Here is a 19,592-nt window from a genome sequence, read left to right on the forward strand (position 1 = left end):
TGCTGAATCAACTGGCCCCATCGCGAGCAGGCTCACTCCTACAGTTGATCGCGTTCCCCTGTGGGAGCGGGCTTGCTCGCGAAGAGGCCCGGCCAAACGCTGAAGATCCCAGCGGTACTTGCATCTTGCCGCCCCCACCCGCATAACTTGAGCCATGAATCTGCCCATTCCCAAGGACGCGGCCCTGGCAGGCTTCCACCCCGCCGTCAGCGCCTGGTTCAGCAGCACCTTCCCGACGGTCACCGCCGCCCAGGCCCGCGCATGGCCGTTGATCCGCCAGCGCCACTCGACGCTGATCGCCGCGCCCACCGGCTCCGGTAAAACCCTCACCGCATTCCTCGCGGTACTCGACGACCTCGTCCACCGTGGCCTGGAAAACCCCGAAGGCCTGCCCGACGCAACCCTCGTCGTCTACGTTTCGCCGCTCAAGGCGTTGTCCAACGACATCCGCATCAACCTGCAAAACCCGCTGGCGGGAATCACCGAACAATTACGCCAGATGGGCCTGCCCGAACTGCAAATCACCACCGCCGTGCGCACCGGCGATACCCCGCAAAAAGACCGCGCCGCCATGCGCAAGCGCGCGCCGCACATTCTGGTGACCACCCCGGAATCGCTGTACGTGCTGCTCGGCTCCGAGTCCGGACGCAAAATGCTCGGCAGCACACGCACGGTGATCATCGACGAGATTCACGCCATCGCTGCCGGCAAACGTGGCAGTCATCTGGCGCTGAGCCTCGAACGCCTGCAGGCGCTGTGCGCAGAACCACTGACCCGCATCGGTCTTTCGGCCACGCAAAAACCCATCAATGCCGTGGCGCGGTTTCTGGTCGGCACTGATCGCCCCTGCGAAATCATCGACATCGGCCACGCCCGGCCACGGGATCTGGGCATCGAAGTGCCGCCGGTGCCGTTGTCGGCAGTGATGGCCAACGATGTCTGGGAATTGGTCTACGACCGCCTCGCCGAGTTGGCCCGCGAGCACCGCACCACACTGATTTTCGTCAACACCCGGCGTCTGGCCGAACGCCTCAGCCGACACCTCAGTGAACGTCTGGGCAAACAGGCGGTGGCGGCGCACCACGGCAGCCTGGCCAAGGAGTTCCGTCTCGACGCCGAACAGCGGCTCAAGCGCGGTGAGCTGCAAGTGTTGATCGCCACTGCGTCGCTGGAGTTGGGCATTGATATCGGCGAAGTCGATCTGGTCTGCCAGATCGCCTCGCCGCGTTCGATTGCCGGGTTCCTACAAAGAGTCGGTCGCTCCGGGCACCAGGTCGGCGGCACACCCAAGGGCCGCTTGTTCGCCACCACCCGCGACGACCTGATCGAATGCACCGCCCTGCTCGACTGCGTGCGCCGTGGCGAACTCGACACCCTGCACATCCCCGAAGCGCCGCTGGATGTGCTGGCGCAGCAGATCATCGCCGAAGTCAGTTGCCGGGAATGGGCGGAAGAAGCGCTGCTGGCGCTGTTCCGCAAAGCCTCGCCGTACCGCGATCTCGACGAAAAACACTATCAGGCGCTGCTGACGATGCTCGCCGAAGGCTACAACGGTCGTCAGGGCATTCGCAGCGCCTATCTGCATCGCGACGCCGTCAGCCGCACTCTGCGTGGCCGCCGTGGCGCGCAACTGACCGCCGTGACCAGCGGCGGCACCATCCCCGACAACGCCGACTACAGCGTGCTGCTGGAACCGCAGGGTCTGAACATCGGCAGCGTCAACGAAGACTTTGCCGTGGAAAGCATCGCGGGTGACGTGTTCCAGCTCGGCAATACCTCCTACCGAATCCTGCGGGTGGAAACCGGCAAGGTGCGGGTCGAGGATGCCCAAGGCCAGCCGCCGACCATTCCGTTCTGGCTCGGCGAAGCACCGGGGCGCAGTGATGAATTGTCTGCGGCAGTGGCGCGCCTGCAAGCGATCCTCGACGAGCTGCTTGGCGTCCGCCCCGGCGATCTGCAACCGGCGCTCGACTGGCTGACCGCAACCCTCGGCCTGAACCTCGCCAGCGCCGAACAACTGGTGGACTATCTCGCCCGCGCTCGCTTGACCCTCGGCGCCCTGCCCTCGCAGGACACGCTGCTGATGGAGCGATTTTTCGATGAATCCGGTGGCACCCAACTGATCATCCATTCACCGTTCGGCAGCCGCATCAACCGTGCCTGGGGCCTGGCCTTGCGCAAGCGTTTCTGCCGCACCTTCAACTTCGAGTTGCAGGCCGCCGCCAGCGAAGACGCGATTGTCCTGTCGCTGTCCACCAGCCACAGTTTCGAGCTGGATGACGTCTGGCGTTACCTGCACAGCAACAGCGCCGAGCACATCCTGATTCAGGCGATTCTCGACGCGCCGTTGTTCGGTGTGCGCTGGCGATGGAATGCCGGGGTAGCGCTGGCGTTGCCGCGTTTCACCGGCGGGCGCAAAGTCGCGCCGCAGTTGCAGCGGATGAAAAGCGAAGACCTGATTGCCAGCGTGTTTCCCGATCAGATCGCCTGTCTGGAAAACCTCGCCGGCGAACGGGAAATTCCCGAACATCCGCTGGTGGAACAGACCCTCGACGATTGCCTGCACGAGGCGATGGACAGCGACGGCTGGCTCAATCTGCTGCGGCGCATGGAGCGCGGCGAGGTGCGGTTGATCAGCCGCGACCTGCCGGCGCCTTCACCGCTGGCCGCAGAAATTCTCAGCGCGCGGCCGTACAGCTTTCTCGACGATGCGCCGCTGGAAGAACGCCGCACCCAAGCGGTGCTCAACCGGCGCTGGAGCGACCCGCAATCCACCGATGATCTCGGTGCGCTGGACGCAGACGCCATTAACGCGGTGCGTGAAGAAGCGTGGCCGACGCCGGCCAACATCGATGAAATGCATGAGGCGCTGATGAGCCTGGCCTGCGTCAGCGACCTTGAAGTTCAGGCTGGCGAACACTGGCGCGAATGGCTTGACGCGCTGACTGCGAGCGGTCGCGCCTGCCGCTTGGCCGTTCCGCCAGTAACGGCAAAAGAAAAGCTTCGCGAGCAGGCTCGCTCCCACATTCAACCGCGTTCCGCCAGTTGGAACACAGTCAACTGTGGGAGCGAGCCTGCTCGCGAAGACGGCCTCACCGTCACTACACATCCACAGCCTGGCTCGTTGTGGCTGGCGCGAGAACGCCTGACCTGCCTGTTGGCGCTTTATCCACAGGCCACGCTGCAACCGCAGCAAGAGGCCTTGCCCGGTTTCAACGAGCCGTGGACGTTCGAGGAAGCGCTGGTCGAAGTGGTCCGCGTGCGGCTCGGCGCGTTTGGCCCGCTGCCGTTAGCCGCCATTGCCGAACCGCTGGCGCTGCCCGCCACACAAGTCGCGCAGGCGCTCGCGCAACTGGAGCGGGAAGGCTATGTGCTGCGCGGTCATTTCACTCCGAATGTGGCCGTTGAAGAATGGTGCGAACGGCATCTGCTGGCGCGCATTCATCGCTACACGGTCAAGCGTCTGCGCCGGGAAATCGAGCCGGTGGCCCTGCAGGATTTCATGCGTTTTCTGTTCGACTGGCAGCATCTGTCCCCCGCTACGCGCGCTCAGGGCAGCGTGGTGTTGCCGGCGATTGTCGGTCAGTTCGAAGGTTACCCGGCGGCGGCCTCCGCGTGGGACAGCGACATTCTCCCGGCACGCCTGAAGGACTACTCGCCGAGCTGGCTGGATGAGCTGTGCCGCAACGGCAAACTGGTGTGGACGCGGCTCAGCGCCCGACAGAAAGTCAGCGGCACGGCGTTGCGCAGTACGCCGATTGTGCTGCTGCCGCGCAGTCAGGTCGGACTGTGGAGTGGATTGGCCGAGCAAACGCCGGTCAGCGAACTGTCAGCGAAAACGCAGAAGGTCTACGAGGCGCTGAGTCAGCACGGCGCGCTGTTTTTCGATGAACTGATCCATGAAGCGCACCTATTGCGCACCGAGCTGGAAATCGCCTTGCAGGAACTGGTCGGTGCCGGCCTGGTAAACGCCGACAGCTTCGCCGGTCTGCGTGCGCTGATCACCCCGGCGAGCAAGCGCCAGCAACGCAGCAGTCGACGCGGACGCGGAGCGTTTATCGGCGGCATGGACGATGCCGGGCGCTGGGCGTTATTGCGACGCGGGCCGCTCATGGAGAACAGCCAGAGCGCTTCGCCGGAAACCCTCGAACATGTCGCCATGACCTTGCTGCGCCGCTACGGCGTGGTGTTCTGGCGTTTGCTGGAGCGCGAGGCGGATTGGCTGCCGAGCTGGCGCGAATTGCTGCGCACGTTTCATCGGCTGGAGGCCCGTGGCGAGATTCGCGGCGGGCGGTTTGTCAGTGGTCTGGCGGGGGAACAGTTTGCCTTGCCGGAGGCGATTCCGTTGCTGCGCGAAGTTCGGCGGCGGGCGCATGACGGCAGCTTGATCGCGGTGTGCGGGGTGGATCCGTTGAACCTGGCCGGGACGCTGTTGCCGGGGGCGAAAGTGCCGGCGCTGGCGAGCAATCGGTTGGTGTATCGCGATGGGGCGCCGGTTGCTGCCGAGATTGCCGGCAAGCAGGTTTTCTGGACAGATCTGGATCAGGTGGCCATGGAGCAGGTGCGGAGCAAGCTGATCCGGCATTGATGTCGACAGTTCCGGCCCTTTCGCGAGCAACCCCGCTCCCACAGGGGATCGGCGGCGTTCACCAATCCAATGTGGGAGCGGGCTTGCTCGCGAAGAGGCCGGCAATCCCACCACAAAATCCGGCGGTCAGGTATTCGACCGTTGTGGCGCCTCGCTCGCCAACAGCGCCCCCTCACCCTGCCGCTTGGGCAACAAAACCTGCTGTGGATAAGTCTGCGCGAAATGCACGTCGGGACTGTTATCCACAAGCTTTTTCAAACGCTGGTTGAACGCCCGGCTCACCGCATATTGCCCGCCCGACACGGTACGGAATTGAGCGGTCAGCACCACGCCGTTCAAGTCCATCCGGTCCACCCCGAACACATCCAGCGGCCCTTGCAGGTTGTACTTGAGGAACGGGTCTTCGCGGATCGAATCGCCAGTCTCGCGGATCAGTTCGATGGCCTTGTCGACGTCGGTGTCGTAGGTGAACTGCACCGAGAAAAACGCGTAGGCAAACTGCCGTGATTGATTGGTCACTGCCTTGATCTGACCGAACGGCACCGAATGCACAAAACCCTTGCCGTCACGCAGACGCAGGGTGCGGATGGTCAGGCCTTCGACGGTGCCGGCATGTCCGGAATCAAGCACCACCCAGTCACCGATCGACAGCGTGTCTTCGATGATGATGAACAACCCGGTGATCACGTCCTGCACCAGTTGCTGCGAACCGAAACCGATGGCCAGGCCGACCACCCCGGCACCAGCCAACAGTGGCGCAACGTTGATCCCGAGGTTGGCCATGGTGGTGATCGCGCAGATCACCACCAGGATGATTTTGATCGCGTTACGCAGCAGCGGCAGGATGGTTTTCACCCGAGTGCTGGGCTGACGCGACGAGCGTTTGCTGACCGGTGGTTTCAACGCTTCCTGAATCGCCGTGTCGAGCACCACCCACAACAGCCACGTGACGAGGAAGATCAGGCCGATGCTGCTCAACGCATTGCTGATCGCCCGTCCGACCGTGCTGCTCTGGGCAAAATCGAGCAGCGAAACGCCCCAGATCCGCCCGAGAATATCGATGAAGGCAATCGCTATGACGATCCGCAGCAATGCGTGCAACAGGCTGAGAAAGCGCTCCTTGTAGGCACTGCTGCGCTGGATCGCTTCGGCTTTTCGCGACTTGAACAAATGCTGGAGGATGGTGCTGAGGAACACCGTGCCGATCAGCAGCACCGTGGTGAACAACGCGCAGCGCAGGGCCTTTTGGTTGTCCTCGCCGATGCCGATCAGATTGACCGCAGAGACCAGCACCATCAACACGATCGGCCAGTACCAGAGCCCGGAAAAAATCCGCAGCGACTCCTGCAACGACGGCTGTTTCAGACGCTGCGCCAGCGGTCGGTTGCGGATCAGGTGCGCCACCGGCCGGCGCAGGCGAATCACCAGCAGACCGAAGATGATCGAGGCGATCAACCCGGTGAACACCGCGACGCTGCTGGTGATGTTGCCGCCTAACTGACGGGCGATCTGTGGGCTGGTCAACGCGTCACTGAGGGCGGCGAGAAAACCGATCAGGAACAGCGGTTTCGGGCAGTAGTCGCGGATGATCCGCGCGGCGGGCCGTTTGTGGCCGACGTTGAACATCACCACCACGCACAACAGCATCGAGGTGGAGAAAATCCCGCTGCTGGTGGCGTAGGCAAAACACAGCGCCAGCGCCCGACCGACCGAGGCTTGCAGAAAGTGGCTGACGTATAGCGTCAGCGGCAAGCAGATCAGCGCTGGCAGCGTGTACGGCAGCAGGTAGCCAACCAGGTCCTGACTGCGCTGGCGGGTGCGCAGCCAACGACCCTGACTCAGCCGCTTGGCCAGCAGGCTGCCGAGCACCGTGAGCAGCGCAAAAGTGCCAAGCCAGACGCCGGACAACATCAGGAAATCCCCGGCGACGCTCCAGCCCGAACGATCCGACGGCTGGTTGACCAGTTTGTCGACCTCGTCCGCCGCGCGATCGGCACGCAGGCGCCAGGCGTCGACCAGATGCTCGTTGAGATCGAGTTTGTCCTGCACGTCGTCGATGCTCGTACTGATCGCGCCGAGCAGACCGCCCTGCACGATCGGCTCGGGTTTGGCCGGTTCTTCAGCGGTGGCCGGAACGCCCGGCAACGCGGCGGCTTGCACCATCTGGCCAGCGCCCAACAGCAGCGCCCCCAGCAAAACAGCGACCCTGAACTTGATCAAAACTCCGATCCCCCTTGGCTGAACCTGTAAGGAACTGATCGGTAATTGTCTGGCAAGTTCAAAAGCACCCTCACCCCAGCCCTCTCCCCGAGGGAGAGGGAGCCGACCGAGTTGTACTCTCGAGCTACATCGACCTGAAATATCCAGCCGAACTCAATATTGAGTGCAACCGAGATCAGCTCCCTTCCCCCTCGCCCCTTTGGGGGAGAGGGTTGGGGTGAGGGTGAGCGCTTTTGACCTTTGCGTCCAAGGCAAATATCAAATGCCCAACCCCGTATTTTTCCGCACAAGCCAAACCCCGACACTGCGCTCCATTCAAACCTCTACCGGAGTGCTGTCATGCCCATTGCCTTGCTCGCGCTGACCTCAGCGCATTCGCCATCGGGACGACCGAGTTCGTTATCGTTGGCCTGTTACCCACCATTGGCGCCGATCTCGGCGTCAGCCTGCCGTCCGCCGGGCTGCTGGTCAGCCTCTATGCGTTGGGCGTTGCCATTGGCGCGCCGGTGCTGACCGCCCTCACCGGCAAAGTCCCGCGCAAACTGTTGCTGCTGTCGCTGATGGTGCTATTCACCCTCGGCAACCTGCTGGCGTGGATGGCGCCGAGTTACGAATCGCTGGTGCTGGCGCGGATCGTTACCGGCCTGGCGCATGGGGTGTTCTTCTCTATCGGCTCGACCATTGCCACCAGTCTGGTGCCCAAGGAAAAGGCTGCCAGTGCGATTGCGATCATGTTCACCGGCCTCACCGTGGCGTTGGTCACCGGCGTACCGCTGGGCACTTTCATTGGTCAGCATTTCGGCTGGCGCGAAACCTTCCTCGCCGTCTCGGCGCTGGGTGTGATCGCCTTCATCGGGAGCCTGCTGTATGTGCCGAACAACATCGCCCACAGCAAACCGGCGTCCCTGGTGCAACAGCTGCAAGTGCTGAAGCAACCGCGTCTGTTGCTGGTGTACGCCATGACTGCGATCGGTTACGGCGGCTCGTTCATCGCCTTCACCTTCCTCGCGCCGATCCTTCAGGACATCTCCGGCTTCAGCGCCGGCACTGTCAGTCTGGTGTTGCTGGTGTACGGCGTGTCGGTGGCGGTCGGCAACATCTGGGGCGGTAAACTGGCGGACAAACGCGGGCCGATCAGCGCCCTGAAAATCATCTTTGCCCTGCTCGCCGCCGTATTGTTCGTACTGACCTTCACCGCCGGCAATCCATGGCTGGCGCTGGCCACGGTGCTGGTGTGGGGCGCGGTGGCGTTCGGCAACGTGCCGGGTCTGCAAGTGTATGTGGTGCGTCAGGCTGAACATCACACACCGCAGGCAGTGGACGTGGCATCGGGGCTGAACATTGCTGCGTTCAACCTCGGGATTGCCGGCGGTGCGTGGGGCGGCGGGCTGATCGTCGAGCATCTGGGCCTGATTCATACGGCGTGGATCGGTGGTCTGGTGGTGCTGGTGGCGCTGGCACTCACCGCATGGAGCGGTCGACTGGATCGGCTCGGCCCGGTCTATGCCAAACCGGCTCAAAGCCGAGTATTCACGGGTCACTGAGTAACCCTGTGGGAGGGGGCTTGCTCCCGAAGGCGGAGGGTCAGTCAGCATCAATGGCGACTGATACACCGCTTTCGGGAGCAAGCCCCCTCCCACATTAGCTTTGTGTTGCTCTCAGGGATGTACCGTCCGTAACGCCACCGAAACTTTCCCGAACCGCCCACAGTCATCAACAGACACAGGCTGTACGAGGACTGACAACGGGAGGGCGACATGGCAACGATTCACATCGGTATTTCCGGCTGGCGCTACGCCCCGTGGCGCGGGGATTTCTACCCGAAAGGACTGGCGCAGAAACGCGAATTGCAATTCGCTTCGCGGGCCGTCAACAGCATCGAAATCAATGGATCGTTCTACGCCCTGCAACGGCCCGAACGTTATGCCCAGTGGTACGCCGAAACGCCCGACGACTTCGTGTTCAGCGTCAAGGCGCCGCGCTTCATCACCCACATTCGCCGTTTGCGCGAGATCGAAAAACCGTTGGCGAATTTCTTCGCCTCCGGGGTGCTGGAACTCAAGGAAAAACTCGGGCCGATCCTCTGGCAGTTCCCGCCGAACTTCAAATTCGATCCCGAGCGTTTCGAACACTTCCTCGCCCTGCTCCCTCACGACACTGAAGCGGCCGCCGCCCTCGCCCGCCAGCATGACTCGCACCTGCACGGCCACGCCAGCCTGAAGGCCTGGCGCAAAAAACCGCTGCGCCATGCCGTGGAAATTCGCAACGACAGCTTCATCGACCCCGACTTCGTGCGCTTGTTGAAACGCTACAACACCGCGCTGGTGATTGCTGACACCGCCGGCAAGTGGCCGTACCGCGAAGACCTCACCAGCGATTTCGTCTACCTGCGTCTGCACGGTGCCGAGGCACTTTACGCCAGCGGCTATAGCGAACCGGCGCTGCAGAGTTGGGCCGAACGCATCGACGCCTGGCACCACGGTCAGCAACCGCGCGATGCGCATCTGATCGCGCCGCGCCTCAAGCCTCGGGCACGTAAATCCCGTGAAGTGTTCTGCTATTTCGACAACGACATCAAAGTCCGCGCGCCCTACGACGCCCGCAGTTTGCTGCACCGTTTTGAGCTGGATAAAACGCTCGCCACCACCCCCGGCGAACCGGCAGCCGAAGGGGTGTTGGCATGAGTATTCCAGAGCCGGTCGGGTTCACCGACGAGCAGACCAGCGTTGAAGTGTCGGTGCGCCGTTTCACCGTGCTGACGGTCAACACCCACAAGGGCTTCACCGCCCTCAATCGACGCTTCATCCTCCCGGAGTTGCGCGACGCGGTGCGTAGCGTGGCGGCCGACGTGGTGTTTTTGCAGGAGGTCCACGGCACCCACGAACACCATCCAAAACGCTACAGCAACTGGCCGACGATGCCGCAATACGAGTTCCTCGCGGACAGTCTGTGGCCGCAATTCGCCTATGGACGCAACGCGGTGTATCCGGAGGGCGATCACGGCAATGCGTTGCTGTCGAAATTCCAGATCATCCGCCACGACAACCTCGACGTCTCGATCAACGGCCACGAAAACCGTGGCCTGTTGCATTGCGTGCTGCGCCTGCCCGGCGATGGCGTCGAGGTGCATGCGATCTGCGTGCATCTGGGCCTGCGCGAAAGCCATCGCAATGCGCAACTGAAGCTGCTCGGCGAGCGTCTGGCGGAGCTGCCGGTTGACGCCCCGGTGATCGTCGCCGGTGACTTCAATGACTGGCGCCAGCGTGCCGATGCGTTGCTCGAACCCTGCGGTCTGCGCGAGGTGTTCGCCGAGCATCACGGCAAACCGGCGCGCAGTTTTCCGGCACGCCTGCCGACGCTGCGGCTCGACCGCATTTACGTGCGCAACCTCAAGGCCAGCCAGCCGACAGTCCTGGCGAATCGGCCCTGGTCACACCTTTCCGACCACGCCCCGTTATCGGTGGAGATCGAATTATGAGCAGCGCACCGCTGGAGAAATCCGCCCTGGCACCGATCAGCATCAACCCGCCGGTGCGCGAGCCCGGGCATGTCGATGTCGAGTATGGCTGGCAGGGCAACAACCGCGTCGAGTTGCTGGAAAACGGCGAGGAATATTTCCCCCGGGTGTTCGACGCCATGCGTGCGGCGAAGAGTGAAATCCTGCTGGAGACCTTCATCGTTTTCGAAGACAAGGTCGGTGCAGAGTTGCAGCAGATCCTGATCGACGCCGCACGACGTGGCGTGCGCACCACTGTCAGCCTCGACGGTTTTGGTTGTGGCGAATTGTCCACCGGTTATCTCGCGGCTTTGAGCGATGCTGGCGTGCACCTGCAAATGTTCGATCCGGCGCCCAAACATCTGGGTTTTCGCACCAACTGGTTCCGCCGCCTGCACCGCAAGATCGTGGTGGTCGACGGATTGATTGCGTTCATTGGCGGGATCAACTTTTCCGGCGATCACCTGGCCGATTTCGGCCCCGAGGCGAAACAGGATTACGCGGTGCAGATTCAGGGGCCGGCGGTCGCTGACATCCATCACTTCGCCCTGCTGCAAAGCGGTCGCCCGGGACGCGCACGGTTCTGGTGGCAACGTCGGCGTCAGCGCCGGGCGGACATGGCGTTCAATGAGCACGACGGTCAGGTACGGCTGGTGTTTCGCGACAACGATCAGCATCACACCGACATCGAAGATGTGTACTTGCACGCATTGCGTCGGGCCAAACGTCGGGTGGTGATCGCCAACGCCTACTTCTTCCCCGGCTACCGCCTGCTGCGTGAGATCCGCAATGCCGCGCGCCGTGGCGTCGAGGTGCGGCTGATCCTGCAAGGCCAGCCGGACATGCTGGTGGCGAAACTGGCGGCGCGCATGACCTACGACTACCTGCTCAAGGCGGGCGTGCAGATCCACGAATATTGCCAGCGCCCCCTGCACGGCAAAGTCGCCTTGGTGGATGAGGAATGGAGCACGGTCGGCTCGAGCAATCTCGACCCGCTGAGCCTGTCGCTCAACCTCGAAGCCAACGTGCTGATCCGCGACCGCGCGTTCAATCAGCATTTGTTCCAGCGCCTCGAAGACCTGAGCCAGAACCACTGCAAGGCCATGGACGCCGACATGTCGCCACGCGGGCGGATCTGGCACATGACCGTGGGATTTCTGGTGTTTCACTTCCTGCGGCATTTCCCGTCGATGGCCGGTTGGTTGCCGGCGCACAAACCGCGGCTCAAGCCGTTTCGGGGGCGCACGTCATGAGCCATTCCCATGCGCAATCGGCGCCTGCCGTGCAATCTCGATGGAGTCGTTGGAAACGTCCGCTGACGCTGCTGTTCTTCCTCGCGCTGATCGTGTTGCTGACGATGTTCGCCAGCCGCATCGAATGGGCGGAAGTCCTGCAAACCTTGGCCGACTTCAAGGTCCGCACGCTGATCATCGCCGCCAGCCTGACCCTGCTGAGCTTTCTCACCTACGCCAGTTTCGACCTGATCGGCCGCACCTACATTCGCCAGGACCTGACCTGGAAGCAGATCCTGCCGGTGGGGATCATCAGCTATGCGTTCAACCTCAATCTCAGTGCCTGGGTCGGCGGGATCGCCATGCGCTATCGGCTGTATTCGCGCCTGGGTGTGAGCAAAGGCAACATCGCCAAAATCCTCGGCCTGAGCCTGGCGACCAACTGGTTCGGCTACATGACGATTGCCGGCGCGGTGTTCAGCAGCGGTCTGGTGAGCATGCCGCCGGGCTGGAAAATCAGCAGCGATGCATTGCAGGGCATCGGCGTGCTGTTACTGCTGTTGAGTGCCGGTTACCTCGCCGCGTGCCAGTTCTCGAAGCGCCGCGAGTGGTCGATTCGCGGGGTGGAAATCAACCTGCCGTCACTGCGCATGGCCGTGCTGCAGTTGCTGCTCGGCGCATTGAACTGGTCGCTGATGGCTGCGGTGATTTTCACTCTGCTGCCGAGCAAACTGGATTATCCGTTGGTGCTTGGCGTACTGCTGATCAGTGCGATAGCCGGGGTCATCACGCACATTCCGGCGGGACTCGGGGTGCTGGAGGCGGTGTTCGTCGCGCTGCTGCAGCACGAAGCTTCGCGGGGCAGTCTGGTGGCGGGGTTGCTGGCGTATCGGGCGATTTATTTTCTGCTGCCGTTGTTGATTACGGTGGTGATGTATTTGTTGGTGGAGGCCAAGGCCAAGGCGTTGCGGATCGAGAAGAAACCGTCCTGATTTTGTGGCTATGGCTGATGGCCCCTTCGCGAGCAAGCCCGCTCCTACAGGGGGAGCGCATTTCAAATTGTAGGAGTGAGCCTGCTCGCGATGGCGTCCGAAAGGGCACCAAAGATCATGTGGACTGGATGATGCTCAACCGCTCACCGACCACCATCTCGGTAATCCAGTCCACCAGAATCGAGGTATAGGCCTGCTGCGAAACCGGCTCGCTCAAGGCATGGTCGGCGCCGTCGATAATCCGGTGCGTCAGCGAATGCGTCTGCTGACACGCGGCGCGGTAACTCATGATCGTCGCGTGGGGCACGTAGTCGTCGGTTTCCGATTCCACCAGCAACACATCCCCGGTGAATTGCGAACAGGCGTGCAGCGCACGATTACTGTCAGCACGGACCAACGTCGCCCGGTAATCCCGCAGGTCAGCCTTGTCCAGATCACGCTTGGGCGTGTGCCATTGCTCGTCGCGATACAGCGCCGGCACTCGCAGCGCCAGCCAGCGCACCGGGCGCAACGAGGTGAGGATTGAGGCGAGATAACCGCCATAACTGGTGCCGACCACCGCAATCGCCGAGGTGTCGAGCGCCGGGTGCGCGAGCAGGCGATCGTAGGCCGCGAGCAAGTCGCGCAGGTTGTCCTCGCGCGTGACCCGAGTCAACGGAATGCCGGTGCCACCGGTGTGCCCGCGCAGGTCGAAGGTCAGGCAGACACAGCCAAGCCCGGCGATGCCCTTGGCGCGCTCCAGATCGCGCTCCTGGCTACCGCCCCAGCCGTGAACAAACAACACGCCGGGGACTTTCGATTTGGGACTGAGAAACGTCCCGCTCATCTGCTCGTCATCAATGTCGATCTGAATGCTTTCGCTTCTAGCCGTCATAGGATTTGACCGTTACGTATTTGAGAAGGAAGTCGCTGTTCTCTGCTGGCCCGCGATAGATTTCGATGGCGTCGGCCGGCAGGGTCTGATCGTTGTAGGTCTCCACCGTCGACACACGGATCGCCGGCATATCTGGATCGTTGACAAAGCTTTGCAGCGCGGCCAGTTCAGCGCTGCTGGCACCGCCCATGCGCCAGGACTGTTCGAGTACCCCGCTACGGGGTTTGCCATTGCTGTCCAGTCCTTGGGCAATGTCGTAGTTGCGCCGCGAGGCGTAGAAATCTGGATAAGCCTCATCCGCCGCTCGGTCGAAAATCTGTGCCTGCTTGATGGCCAGTCGCACGTCATCCGGCAAGTCCAGCGCCAGCAAATCGGCGTAACCGCCCTGCACGACCAGCAGATTCGAACCGCCGTAGACGTCTTCACCCTGAGCATCCTTGGTCAAGTATTGATCACCGCAGTAGCTCAGCACTTTGTCGCCGATGAATGACTGGCCGACGCTGTGGGTGAAGACCTTGCTCAAGTCCTGTTCCAGCACCACGCCATCGCGGAACAGCTCGGCGACCTCCGCTCGGGCGAGCACTTCATCGAATGCGTCGAGGCTATTGATAACTTCCTGGCCGCGACCGGCGCAGGCGTGAATCGGCTTCAGACGGATCGGCCCGCCGTACAGCAGATGCTCGGCAGCGGGTCGCGCATCTTCCACGGCAAACACGGTCAATCCGTCGAGCACCACATCGCGCACGCGCTCAGAGAATTGCGGCGCCCAACCTTGTGGCGCGTGAGCCAGATGACTGCGCAAGCCGTGGCTGATGGCCTTGGTGCAGATGAAATCGTGTTCGACGAATCCGCCCCACAAGTTCTGTGCGCCTTTGATGCCCAGTGCCTGCGCCTGTCTGGCGCCGACAATGGTTTGCGTGGGTAGCCAGTACAGGTCGCGACCGCGGTGTTTTTCCGGGTCGTAGCTACCAGCAAATTTGAGCCCGAGAATTTGCGCCAGCCAACGGGCCAGTGCCTTGTTGGTCTGCACTTCATGTTGCGGCGCGCCAGCGCGCACCGAGTGTGCGACGACGATTTTTCTGCCTGGCGTCGGGGTCATGCGTCCCCCTTGCAGCGGTTCGGTGAATGTAGCGGTGAAGGGTGCAGAGATCAGGCCAACGACCGTCCTGTGGAAAACTCTGGCCGATCAAAGGCTTGCTAAAACGGTGATGGCACCACGCCCGTTTCAATCTGCACGAAACAGCGCAAATTCGCGGCAATTTGCACGACCGCTGCTCACACAGAACCCTGTAGGAGTAAGCCTGCTCGCGATAGCGTTGGAACAGTCACCTGATTTCCGGCTGACAGATTGCAATCGCGAGCAGGCTCACTCCTACATTAGATATTCGCCGCTTTTTCGCCTGTCATAAAAATCTCACGCGTGAGCCATTGATGGCATTTTGAATTGGTTGTAGTGTGGCTCACGCGTGAGATGTTCATAACGGAGTCATTGCCATGAAAAGCCGCTCCCCCACTGTTGCGTCAGAGAGCCCAAAGGGAGAGCGCTCGAAACCGTCCGCGAAAAAGCCGTCGAGCTTCTACATGAAGCAGATGCGCGCGGGCCTGGCTGCCGCCGGTTATGTGAAACACGAAACTTGGGTACTTCCGGAAAACCGAAGCTTGCTCAAGCAGATGGAGCAACAGCTACGCCAACCGATTCTGGCTGGCTCATTCATGTCGGAGAATTACATGAGCGCAGGCAACAACTGGAACATCGATAGCCTCTTCAACGCCCTCAAGGCACTGGACGAGGTGGCTTCGCACGAGATCACGCTGTCTCTGATCCAGAGCTCCGAACCCAGCATCAAGCTGGAAATGAACGAATTCGGCGGTCTGCCGATTCACATCGCCGTGGCCGGTGCACAGATCATCGTTGACACCGTGCTGGTGGATATCGATTCGATCACTGACGTACGCGCCTTCAACGACGCCGTGTTGCGCAGCCGGGAAATGTTCCCGCTGTCGTCGATCGGTATCGAGTCGATGCCTAACGGCCAGACCGTTTACAACATGTTTGGCGCCCTCAGCGCCGACTCGAGCCTGACCAACGTCGTCACCGAGGTGAAAACCCTGGTCGACAACGTGCAGCGCGCGAGCGAAGCCTTCGAACACTTCTTCAAGTAATCAACAGGGAATATCCAATGACTCAGTCCATCTGGAGCAAGTTGTTCACCGCGCTGCGCGGTGGCGCCAATGAAGTCGGCGAAGCGATCGTCGACCAACAGGCTCTGCGCATCCTCGACCAGGAAATCCGCGACGCCGACACCGCGCTGTCCAACGCCCGCCGCGAGCTGGTCACCATCATGGCCAAGCACAAGCTGGCCGCCGACCGCGTGAGCGAGTACGACGCGAAGATCAAGGATCTGGAAGCCAAGGCTGTTTCCGCGCTGAACGCCGGCCGCGAAGACCTGGCGATGGAAGTGGCCGAAGCGATTTCGACCCTGACCAACGACCTGACCGCCGAGAAAGCCCAGAGCGACGAGTTCGGCACCTACGCCGAAAACATGCGCAAGGACATCAGCAAGGCCGAGTCGCGAATCAAGAGCCTGCGCCAGCAGGTGGACATGGCCAAGGCCCGTGAAAGCGTGCAGAAGGCGCAGGTCAGCGCATCCATCGCCAGCGGTGGCGCCAACGGCAAACTGGAAACCGCGGTCGGCACCCTGAACCGTCTGCAGGCCAAGCAACAGCAACGCGCCGCCGAGCTGAGCGCCGCCGATGAGCTGGCTGACGCTTCGACCGGCAACGACCTGGAACGCAAACTGCGCGACGCCGGCATCACGCCGAACGAAGGCAGCGCCAATGCGATTCTTGAGCGTCTGAAGCAAAAATCAGCGCAGTAAGCAGCATCGCAATACTTTGTAGGAGTGAGCCTGCTCGCGATGAGGCCGGAACATTCAACCTCAGCGTTGTCTGCACCGCCGCCATCGCGAACAGGCTCACTCCTATATGGTTTACGCCATGCAATTGCTTCTGCTTGTTTACCGCCCGGCCCGGTACACTAGCGGCGCTTTTTACGACGAACACCTCCACCCGCCTCAAGGAATGTACCCATGGGATGGTTCAAAGATTTGCTGGGCACCAGCAACTGGCAGTCCGCTGCGCCAACGCCAACCGTTGCCAGTGGCCCACTCGGGATGGCGCAAGGCAAGGCTGTCAGATTCGATTCGACTCTCGCCCTGCTGCTCGACGGCTCGACGTCAGTGCGAGTGCCATTCGATCAGGCAATCTGGAGCGCCGGCTGGGTCGACCTCGGCCAATCCAACAAACTGCACCGCTATTACATGAATGACGAGGATTTCTGGCTACAGATCCACGTCACCGGTGACGACCAGATCGAGTCGGTCACCCTGTTCAACTACCTCAGTTACGTGACCGTCAACAGTGACGCCGAACTGCAGCGCCTGGCCGGCCCCGCCAGCCCGATCGGCCTGCCGACCTACACCCACGACGGCGTCCAGTACAGCCGCGAATGGGGCACCGAGCAGGGCCAGACCGAACTGGTGCCGCTGACCGAACACGTGATCAACCCGGACGAGTCCTACACCATCGAGCACCACTCGATGCTCTACGCCCGCGAGACCGGCCTGACCGATCGCCGCGAGCTGCTGCTGTTCTCCGTCGAACAGGACGAGGAAGGCACCGTCAGCCTGAGCACCTCGCTGGGCATTTCGCTGTACACGACTGATTTGAGCACCATTTAAAAAAGGAAGTTTTCCATGCTGGAAGTGCTGGCCGTTTCCCTGAACAAGACCGCGCTGGTCGGTTTCGTCATCTACCTGCTCGGCGCCGTGCTGTTGTTCATGCTGTTTCAGTTCGTCTACACCCGCATCACGCCACACAAAGAGTTCGAGCTGATTCGCTCCGGCAACATCGCCGCCGCCATTGCCCTCGCGGGGGCGATCATCGGTTTTGCGATTCCGGCCAGCAACGTGATCGCGTTTTCGGTCAACGTCCTCGATTTCGTGCTGTGGGCAGTGATTGCGGCCGTGGTGCAACTGCTGGCCTTCCTCGCCACAGGGCTGGTGCTCAAAGGCACGTCCCAGCGCATCGCCAACGGTGAAATCGCTTCCGGTATCTACGTGGCCGCGGTGGCCATCAGCGTCGGCATGCTCAACGCCGCGTGCATGACCCCGTCCAACTGATCGGCAGGAAGCCTTCGATGAAACGCAGCAAGTACGTTCAACTGTCTCTCGCCGCTTCGGTGGCGCTGGCGATTTCCGGCGAGGTTGCCGCGCAGGATCAGCAACGCTTTCAAACTGTCGAGGAGTGCGTCGGCGCCGAAGTGGCCGCCGATGTCTGCTCGAACGCCTATGTCGCGGCATTGACCGAGCACCGACGCATTGCACCGGCCTACGACGACAAAGCCAAGTGCGATGCGGATTTTGCGGCCGACTGGTGCCAGAAGAATTCCGACGGTCGCTTCGTGCCGAAGCTCGGCGGTTTCAAGGTGCCACAGAGCGGTGAGGCGCCGCAGGACCTGAATGCGATTGCCAATGCGCAGATGCCTGCCGGTGAAGCCGCCGCTGCGCAGAATGCGCAAAGCACTTCCCACTCTTCCGGTTCCGGTGGCGCAGGTAACGGCTGGCTCACAGGCTGGTTGATCGGCAATGCGATGAGCAACAACGCCAACCGCACGGTCTATCGCGACCGCGATACCCGCCAGACCTACAACACCTCGACGCAGTACCGCAAAATCGAATCGGCGCCGGCAACTCGCACCGACACCCGCTACGACAACTCCCGAAGCAAACCGGTCAACGTCGCTTCGTCGACGTCCCGCGGTGGTTTCGGCAGCCAGTCTTCCGCCCGCAGCGGTTGGGGCGGCTGGGGCAGTTCGAGCAGCTGACCATGAAGAAGATCCACTGCGCCGAGCGCCCCGACTGGAAACAGACGGCCGAAAGCCTCGGCTTTCTGTTCCACACCATCGACGACGAACCGTACTGGGACGAAAGCGCCTACTACCAGTTCACGCTCGCGCAGATTGAAAACGATCTGGAGGATCCGACCACCGAACTGCACGAGATGTGCATGGACCTGGTCGATCGCGTGGTGCATAGCGAAGAGTTGCTGGATCGCCTGAGCATCCCGGCGCCGTACTACGACATGATCCGCACGTCCTGGCTGGAAGGTCATCCGCATCTGTACGGGCGCATGGACTTTTCATACAGCGGCAACGGCCCGGCGAAGCTGCTGGAGCTCAACTACGACACGCCGACCAGCCTCTATGAGGCCGCGGCGTTTCAGTGGGGCTGGCTGGAACAGTGCATCGAGCGCGAGATGCTGCCGCGTCACGCCGACCAGTTCAACAGCATCGACACCAAGTTGCATCAGGCCTTTGCCGAATTGCAGCTCAAGCGGCCGTTCTACTTTGCCTCGATGAAAGACTCGGTCGAAGACAAGGGCACCACCGATTACCTGCGCCTGATCGCGGAAAAAGTCGGCATCGAATCCCGGCATATCGACATCGAAGACATCGGCCTGACCGCCGAGGGTCGCTTCGTCGATCTGCAAGATCGCTGGATCCCGCACCTGTTCAAACTGCACGCCTGGGAATTCATCTTCCACGAGCCGTTCGGTGCTGCAATTGCCGACAGCGATACGCAGTTCTTTGAGCCGGCGTGGAAATCGATCCTGTCGAACAAAGGCGCACTGCCCTTGCTGTGGGAGCTGCACAAGGGGCATCCGAATCTGCTCGCGGCGCACCTTGATCCGAATCCGACCCGTGCGGTGCCCAAGGGCTGGGTACGCAAACCGTACTTCTCCCGCGAAGGCGCCAACATCGAACTGCAAACGGCGGAAGGTCTGATCGTCAAAGAGGACGGGCCCTACACCGATGCGCCGTTCATCCTGCAGGAATTTGCGCCATTACCGAAGTTCGATGACAGCTACACCCTGATCGGCTCGTGGGTGATTGGTGATCAGGCGGCTGGGATTGGCGTGCGCGAAGACAACAGTCTGATCACCAAGGATTCGAGCCGGTTTCTGCCGCACCTGATCCTCGACTGAGACATACATCCGCACCGGTGGGAGCGGGCTTGCTCGCGAAAGCGGACTGCCATTCAACAAATGCTTTGACTGACCCGACGCCTTCGCGAGCAAGCCCGCTCCCACAGTAGATCAGCGCTAATCGCGGACCTTGCGCCACAAAAAA

At 61.7% G+C, this 19,592-nt stretch carries 14 protein-coding genes and 1 pseudogene; 12 read left to right on the forward strand and 3 right to left on the reverse strand.

Annotation, left to right across the window (positions count from 1 at the left end; genetic code table 11):
• Positions 1-154 precede the first annotated feature (154 nt).
• On the forward strand, positions 155-4,588 hold the full coding sequence (locus ACVHNU_RS21700; RefSeq protein ID WP_473018288.1) for a DEAD/DEAH box helicase: 4,434 nt from the start codon (positions 155-157) through the stop codon (positions 4,586-4,588).
• 126 nt (positions 4,589-4,714) lie between these two features.
• Here ACVHNU_RS21700 and ACVHNU_RS21705 read toward each other — a convergent pair whose 3' ends face one another.
• Positions 4,715-6,808, reverse strand: coding sequence for a mechanosensitive ion channel family protein (locus ACVHNU_RS21705; protein ID WP_473018289.1), 2,094 nt, complete (start codon positions 6,806-6,808; stop codon positions 4,715-4,717).
• A 339-nt stretch (positions 6,809-7,147) separates the two neighbouring features.
• Between ACVHNU_RS21705 and ACVHNU_RS21710 the strand changes: the two are divergent.
• The 5 genes and pseudogenes from ACVHNU_RS21710 (at position 7,148) to ACVHNU_RS21730 (ending at position 12,528) form a co-directional block, all read left to right on the forward strand.
• Positions 7,148-8,352 (forward strand): annotated as a pseudogene (locus ACVHNU_RS21710) (MFS transporter).
• 213 nt (positions 8,353-8,565) lie between these two features.
• Entirely contained in the window at positions 8,566-9,492 is a 927-nt protein-coding gene (locus ACVHNU_RS21715; RefSeq protein WP_201136449.1) for a DUF72 domain-containing protein, read from the forward strand.
• The gene (locus tag ACVHNU_RS21720) at positions 9,489-10,286 is read left to right on the forward strand and encodes an endonuclease/exonuclease/phosphatase family protein (RefSeq protein WP_473018290.1); all 798 of its coding nucleotides are present in this window, start codon (positions 9,489-9,491) and stop codon (positions 10,284-10,286) included. The genes ACVHNU_RS21715 and ACVHNU_RS21720 overlap by 4 nt, the downstream gene beginning before the upstream one ends.
• Positions 10,283-11,557 carry a cardiolipin synthase ClsB gene (gene clsB / locus ACVHNU_RS21725; RefSeq protein ID WP_473018291.1) on the forward strand — a complete coding sequence of 425 codons (1,275 nt, stop codon included), beginning with the start codon at positions 10,283-10,285 and terminating at the stop codon, positions 11,555-11,557. The genes ACVHNU_RS21720 and clsB overlap by 4 nt, the downstream gene beginning before the upstream one ends.
• Positions 11,554-12,528, forward strand: coding sequence for a lysylphosphatidylglycerol synthase domain-containing protein (locus ACVHNU_RS21730; RefSeq protein ID WP_473018292.1), 975 nt, complete (start codon positions 11,554-11,556; stop codon positions 12,526-12,528). Before clsB ends, ACVHNU_RS21730 begins: the two co-directional genes overlap by 4 nt.
• A gap of 115 nt (positions 12,529-12,643) precedes the next feature.
• Here ACVHNU_RS21730 and ACVHNU_RS21735 read toward each other — a convergent pair whose 3' ends face one another.
• Together ACVHNU_RS21735 and ACVHNU_RS21740 are read right to left on the reverse strand one after the other, a co-directional pair.
• On the reverse strand, positions 12,644-13,402 hold the full coding sequence (locus tag ACVHNU_RS21735) for an alpha/beta hydrolase family protein (RefSeq protein WP_103483876.1): 759 nt from the start codon (positions 13,400-13,402) through the stop codon (positions 12,644-12,646).
• Positions 13,392-14,501 carry a DUF3182 family protein gene (locus ACVHNU_RS21740; RefSeq protein WP_473018293.1) on the reverse strand — a complete coding sequence of 370 codons (1,110 nt, stop codon included), beginning with the start codon at positions 14,499-14,501 and terminating at the stop codon, positions 13,392-13,394. The genes ACVHNU_RS21735 and ACVHNU_RS21740 overlap by 11 nt, the downstream gene beginning before the upstream one ends.
• Positions 14,502-14,896: 395 nt before the next feature.
• Here ACVHNU_RS21740 and ACVHNU_RS21745 point away from each other — a divergent pair, with 395 nt between their 5' ends.
• The 6 genes from ACVHNU_RS21745 to ACVHNU_RS21770 all read left to right on the forward strand — a co-directional run bounded on the left by ACVHNU_RS21745 (position 14,897) and on the right by ACVHNU_RS21770 (position 19,447).
• Complete coding sequence (locus tag ACVHNU_RS21745) at positions 14,897-15,565, forward strand: YjfI family protein (protein WP_445261600.1); 669 nt, start codon at positions 14,897-14,899, stop codon at positions 15,563-15,565.
• Positions 15,566-15,582: 17 nt separating this feature from the next.
• Positions 15,583-16,281 (forward strand): PspA/IM30 family protein, encoded by a 699-nt coding sequence (locus ACVHNU_RS21750; RefSeq protein WP_007966153.1) that lies wholly within the window; start codon positions 15,583-15,585, stop codon positions 16,279-16,281.
• Between the two features lie 210 nt (positions 16,282-16,491).
• Positions 16,492-17,142: a DUF2491 family protein gene (locus ACVHNU_RS21755; RefSeq protein ID WP_003228702.1), complete on the forward strand. Its 651-nt coding sequence runs from the start codon at positions 16,492-16,494 to the stop codon at positions 17,140-17,142.
• A gap of 15 nt (positions 17,143-17,157) precedes the next feature.
• The gene (locus ACVHNU_RS21760; RefSeq protein WP_473018294.1) at positions 17,158-17,583 is read left to right on the forward strand and encodes a DUF350 domain-containing protein; all 426 of its coding nucleotides are present in this window, start codon (positions 17,158-17,160) and stop codon (positions 17,581-17,583) included.
• A 17-nt stretch (positions 17,584-17,600) separates the two neighbouring features.
• The gene (locus ACVHNU_RS21765) at positions 17,601-18,287 is read left to right on the forward strand and encodes a DUF1190 domain-containing protein (RefSeq protein WP_003228706.1); all 687 of its coding nucleotides are present in this window, start codon (positions 17,601-17,603) and stop codon (positions 18,285-18,287) included.
• Positions 18,288-18,289: 2 nt separating this feature from the next.
• The gene (locus ACVHNU_RS21770) at positions 18,290-19,447 is read left to right on the forward strand and encodes a glutathionylspermidine synthase family protein (protein ID WP_473018295.1); all 1,158 of its coding nucleotides are present in this window, start codon (positions 18,290-18,292) and stop codon (positions 19,445-19,447) included.
• Positions 19,448-19,592: the final 145 nt, after the last annotated feature.

Source organism: Pseudomonas sp. Ors-4-3C (genome assembly GCF_055755035.1).